Below are 4472 nucleotides of genomic sequence, written 5' to 3' on the forward strand. Positions count from 1 at the left end.
CTGGTTCCGCCGACTGCGGGTCAGGTGGGAGATCCGGGACGACATCCACGAAGCGTTCCTGAGCCTGGCCTGCGGCATCATCTGCTGGCGCCGCCTGCGCAACTTGTCATTGAGTTAGGAGTTCTTACACGGTGTACGCGGACCTCTTCGCTCGCGTCGCGCCGACCGCACAACAGTCCTGGACACTGAGATCGATCGAGGTGATGACTTTGGACGGAGAGACGTTGCTGAAGACCGCGGCCAACCGCGCCGAGGAACTGCCCGGAGCCGGCCTGGAGCACCCCTTCGGCCATGACTGGGAGGTCTTCAAGGTACGCGGCAAGGTCTTCATGCTGATGACCGAGGTTCCCGGACGCCCCGTCGTGATCCTCAAGTCCGAGCCGGCCGAGGCCGAGGCCCTGCGTGAGCAGTACGAGAACGTCACCCCCGGCTACCACATGAACAAGAAGCACTGGATCACGTTGGAGGGCGGGAACGCGATCGGTGAAAAGCTGGTCAGGGAGCTGGTGACCGAGTCCTACCGACTGGTGGTCGGCGGGCTCCCCAAGTCACAGCGGCCCGTCGACCCGCACACCTACGGCCGCCGCTCCTGACCCGCGTCATGTCCGTCAGCGGCGAGCAGCTCCAGGACATCGCGCGCGAAACAGCCCGCGCACTTCCCGGGGTCGGCCACGGGCGTCCGTTCATCGAGCAGCTGGACGTCTACAAGGTGGCGGACAAGGTCTTCCTGATCATCACGGACGACCCCGACGACCTCATCGCCACCGTCAAGGCGGAACCGGAGTACGGCCGGCTGCTGCAAGGCCAGCACGCTTCAGTCACTCCGGGCCGCTATCTCGACAAACGGCACTGGATCTCCCTGGGCGCCGGTCCCGGCGTGACCCAGGACCTGGTCGCCGAACTCGTCGACCACTCCTACCACCTCGTCCTGGAGACGGTGCCGCGTCACCGCCGTCCCGGATGACAAGGACCGCACGAACGAACAAGGACTGCCATGCACACCATGTCGACCGAGGAATGGCTCGCCTTCGTCACCCGAGGCACGCCCACCGGCCGGTTCGCCACCATCGGTGCCGACGGCACCCCGAACATCACACCCGTCTGGTATGTCGTTGACGGCGAGGACTTCCTGTTCACCACGGGCGGCGCCACGGCCAAAGCCCGCAATCTGCGGCGCAACCCCCGCGCCTCGCTCTGCGTCGCCGACGACGCCCCGCCGTTCGCCTACGTCGAGGTGCGCGGCGACGTGACGCTCAGCGAGGACCTCGACGAACTCCTCGACGTCGCGACCAGGGCCGGCGCCCGGTACATGGGCGCGGACCAGGCCGAGGACTTCGGCAAGCGCAACGCCGTTCCCGGCGAACTCGTCGTCCGCATGCACCCTGCCAAGGTCATCGCCTACGGCGGCGTCACCGACTGACGAGCTACCTCCCGGCCCACCACGAGGAATCGCCATGGAAGAGACAACCGGCCACGAACGGTCCCTGCCAGGCCTGGATGGGTGCGTATCAAGGTCAAGGCGTTCGGGGTCAACGAATCCGAGGTCACCACCCGCAAAGGGCTCTCCGACCCGGATGTGACGCTCCCGCGCGTGCCCGGCATCGAATGCGTCGGGGTGGTCGACGAAGCGCCCTCCGGCAGCGGCCTGAGCTCCGGCCGGCAGGTGGCAACCATGATGGGCGGTATGGGGCGCTCGTTCGACGGGGCGTACGCGCAGTACACCCTGCTTCCCGTCGGTCAGACCATCCCATTCGACTCGGAGCTGCCGTGGGAGACTCTCGGGGCACTCCCGGAGATGTGCCAGACCGCCTACGGATCCCTCCACACCGGACTCGACCTCCATCGCGGGCAGACGTTGCTGATCCGCGGCGGAACCTCGACGCTCGGGCTCACCGCGGCCGCCATGGCGAAGGACCTGGGCACCACCGTGCTCGCCACCACCCGCCGCTCCGAACGCGCGCAACTGCTGCGCACACTCGGCGTCGACCACCCGATCACCGACGACGGAACGATCGCCCGCACCGTGCGGGACATCTGCCCGGACGGGGACGACGCGGCACTGGAGCTGACCGGCACCCGGAATCTGCGGGACACACTGCGGTCAGTCCGTGTCCACGGCACGGTCTGCTTCACCGGCGCACTGTCGGACACGTGGACCATCCAGGACTTCCTTGCGATTGTTGATCGTGGGGGGCAACCGTGCGGCCTCGGCTCTGTACGTGTCGCAGCCGTCGCTGTCGCAGGCCGTGCGGGCACTGGAGCGTGTGGGGTGTCAAACCCTGTACCGGACCGCTGATCTGCGATGACTGCCACCATCGAACACAGGGCTTGATCATGGAGCGTGGCATTACGACTGCTGTGCCTGATCTTCGTCCGGCTCGGTGGGCAGCTGGTCCTGCTCGGCCGGTCCTCGGCGGCCAAGGACGTGGAGTTACCGGCGCCGCGGCACGAGGTCGCCGTGCTGCGCCGGAACACTCGACCTGACGGCACTGGCCGACGGCGGCTACGACGGCGCCGGGATCGGCGTATTCACTCCGGTCAAACAGCCCACCGACGGCCGGGCACTCCACGTGGACAACCGCACCTACAACGCCCTGCTGCGCGGCCTGCGCTGCCTCGGAGAACGCGGATTCGCCCTGGTCACCGGACGCCGGCGCGCCCTACGACACTTCGCCACCCGCCCACGCAAGATCGGGAGCACCGTCAAAGCCGCCCTCACGCTCACACATTTCGAGCACCGACGACTCACCTGAAACTCGCTGAGATCACGTCAGTGTGCGGTCGCGCCGAGTTCGATGACCAACACCCCCACAGCGATGAGCCCGATACCGGCCGCCATACGTTTGTCAGCGCGTCCTTGAAGAACATCCGCGCCCCGATCGCGGTCAGGGCGACGCCGCAGGCCGCCCAGATGCCGTACGCGATCCCGACCGGCATGCCGTGAGCGAGAGCGACGGTGAGCAGTCCGAACGCGCCGCTGTAGAAGACCGCGACAGGGGCGATCCACCGCTTCTTCTTCAGCCCTTCCGAAGCCCGCAGTGACAACGTCGCCGCCACCTCCGCCAGGATCGCGCCGACGAGCAACAACCACGTCATGACCGCACCTTCCCCTCGGTGACGTGGCCGTGGCCGGTCTCCACCAGCACGACCCCGGCGACGACGATCCCGATCCCGATCCCGACGAGGAGTGTGAACGGCTCCGCGAACAGCACCGTGCCGAGGACCGCCGTCAGGGCGACACCCGCCGCCGCCCAGATGCCGTAGACGACACCGATCGGGGCACCCATGCGCAGAAGCGCGGAAAGCGCCACGAACGCGCCTGCGTAACCGGCAACGGTCAGCACCGCCCACCACGGGTTGTCGATCGAGGCCCGCAGGGACACGGTGGCCGCCACCTCCAACACGATCGCTCCGACCAAGATCGCCCATTGCCGCATGGCGGTTCCTCACGCTCCGGGGGCCGCTGTGCCTGCCGAGAACCTCATCCGTGCAGGTGACGGAGGGTTGCCGGGATGGCGTACGGAAGCGTTCGTAATCCGCGCCGATGTCGAGCAGCACGGCATGATGGCCGGTCATGCCGCTCCGACTGGCTTACCTCGGCGTGACCAACGCGTACGCGCTACTGCGTCTGCTGCCCGTGAGCGATTAGGACAAGGACGTGGAGATCCTGGTGCTGGGGCACCAGATCACGGTCCTGGAACGCCAACCGGGTCAAACTCGGCCGCGGTTCTCTCACGATGACCGGGCATTCCTCGCCGCGCTTCTGCACCGGATGCCGATGCAGAAGCTTCGCCGGTTCCGGCTGCTGGTACGTCCGGAGACGGTGCTGCGCCTGGCGAGAGAGAATCCCACCTGGGGCTACCGCCGGATCCGCATCATGGGCGCCACAGCACACCCGACCGCATCCCGGGTCGCCCAGGCCGCGAAGAACCTGATCATGGACCTCGAAGACGTAGGCAGCTCCGCACGGTTCCCGGTCCGCGACCGCGACGGAAGTACCCCGCCTTGTCCGACACCGTCCTCACCGACGCGGACATCCAGGTCGTCCTCAGCGGAGTCCGGATCCCGCGGATGAACGCGATCACCGAACGCTGGATCCAGAGCTGCCGCCGCGAACTCCTCGACCGCACCCTCATCTGGAACCAGCGCCACCTACTCCACGCCCTACGCGAGTACGAGCAGTTCTACAACACCCACCAACCCCACCAGGGCATCGTCAACGCCCGACCACTACACCCACTGCCACAACCGACCACCGATCAAGCAGCGGTCACCCAACCCAGCATCCGCCGACGACAGCGGCTGGGCGGCATCCTCAACGAGTACCACCGAGCCGCCTGACTTGCACCCGCGTTCCGCAGATGATGGCCTGAATCGGGTCGCCGGGCCGGAAGAGGTGCTGGTCAGGAAGCTGGTCCATAGCGGGAAACGCGAGATTGCCTAGTGGCACGCATTGCGCGTCAGCCGTGGGA

Annotated in this window: 8 protein-coding genes; 6 read left to right on the top strand and 2 right to left on the bottom strand. The window is 67.2% G+C overall.

The window, feature by feature from the left end; translation table 11 throughout:
* Positions 1-203: 203 nt before the first annotated feature.
* The 5 genes from FM051_RS49665 to FM051_RS49685 all read left to right on the top strand — a co-directional run bounded on the left by FM051_RS49665 (position 204) and on the right by FM051_RS49685 (position 2753).
* Positions 204-593 carry an MmcQ/YjbR family DNA-binding protein gene (locus FM051_RS49665; protein WP_238413263.1) on the top strand — a complete coding sequence of 130 codons (390 nt, stop codon included), beginning with the start codon at positions 204-206 and terminating at the stop codon, positions 591-593.
* A gap of 8 nt (positions 594-601) precedes the next feature.
* Positions 602-964: an MmcQ/YjbR family DNA-binding protein gene (locus tag FM051_RS49670; protein ID WP_158854913.1), complete on the top strand. Its 363-nt coding sequence runs from the start codon at positions 602-604 to the stop codon at positions 962-964.
* Between the two features lie 39 nt (positions 965-1003).
* Positions 1004-1420 carry a PPOX class F420-dependent oxidoreductase gene (locus FM051_RS49675; RefSeq protein WP_238413264.1) on the top strand — a complete coding sequence of 139 codons (417 nt, stop codon included), beginning with the start codon at positions 1004-1006 and terminating at the stop codon, positions 1418-1420.
* Positions 1421-1501: 81 nt separating this feature from the next.
* Positions 1502-2296 carry a zinc-binding dehydrogenase gene (locus FM051_RS49680; protein WP_202919531.1) on the top strand — a complete coding sequence of 265 codons (795 nt, stop codon included), beginning with the start codon at positions 1502-1504 and terminating at the stop codon, positions 2294-2296.
* A gap of 85 nt (positions 2297-2381) precedes the next feature.
* Positions 2382-2753 carry a transposase family protein gene (locus tag FM051_RS49685; RefSeq protein ID WP_238413265.1) on the top strand — a complete coding sequence of 124 codons (372 nt, stop codon included), beginning with the start codon at positions 2382-2384 and terminating at the stop codon, positions 2751-2753.
* Here FM051_RS49685 and FM051_RS49690 read toward each other — a convergent pair.
* Together FM051_RS49690 and FM051_RS49695 are read right to left on the bottom strand one after the other, a co-directional pair.
* On the bottom strand, positions 2746-3096 hold the full coding sequence (locus FM051_RS49690; protein ID WP_476655333.1) for a DMT family transporter: 351 nt from the start codon (positions 3094-3096) through the stop codon (positions 2746-2748). The two genes, FM051_RS49685 and FM051_RS49690, sit on opposite strands and share 8 nt — an antisense overlap.
* On the bottom strand, positions 3093-3437 hold the full coding sequence (locus FM051_RS49695) for a DMT family transporter (RefSeq protein ID WP_158854917.1): 345 nt from the start codon (positions 3435-3437) through the stop codon (positions 3093-3095). Before FM051_RS49695 ends, FM051_RS49690 begins: the two co-directional genes overlap by 4 nt.
* A 568-nt stretch (positions 3438-4005) precedes the next feature.
* Here FM051_RS49695 and FM051_RS49700 point away from each other — a divergent pair.
* On the top strand, positions 4006-4341 hold the full coding sequence (locus FM051_RS49700; RefSeq protein ID WP_238413266.1) for an integrase core domain-containing protein: 336 nt from the start codon (positions 4006-4008) through the stop codon (positions 4339-4341).
* The last annotated feature ends 131 nt before the right edge of the window (positions 4342-4472 follow it).

It is taken from the genome of Saccharothrix deserti (assembly GCF_009769385.1).
Lineage (GTDB): Bacteria > Actinomycetota > Actinomycetes > Mycobacteriales > Pseudonocardiaceae > Actinosynnema > Actinosynnema deserti.

Bases quoted from the DNA above. Each gene is read 5' to 3' on its own strand.
- FM051_RS49665 (WP_238413263.1), top strand. From the start codon at position 204: ATGACTTTGGACGGAGAGACGTTGCTGAAGACCGCGGCCAACCGCGCC.
- FM051_RS49670 (WP_158854913.1), top strand. From the start codon at position 602: ATGTCCGTCAGCGGCGAGCAGCTCCAGGACATCGCGCGCGAAACAGCC.
- FM051_RS49695 (WP_158854917.1), bottom strand. From the start codon at position 3,437: ATGCGGCAATGGGCGATCTTGGTCGGAGCGATCGTGTTGGAGGTGGCG.
- FM051_RS49690 (WP_476655333.1), bottom strand. From the start codon at position 3,096: ATGACGTGGTTGTTGCTCGTCGGCGCGATCCTGGCGGAGGTGGCGGCG.
- FM051_RS49675 (WP_238413264.1), top strand. From the start codon at position 1,004: ATGTCGACCGAGGAATGGCTCGCCTTCGTCACCCGAGGCACGCCCACC.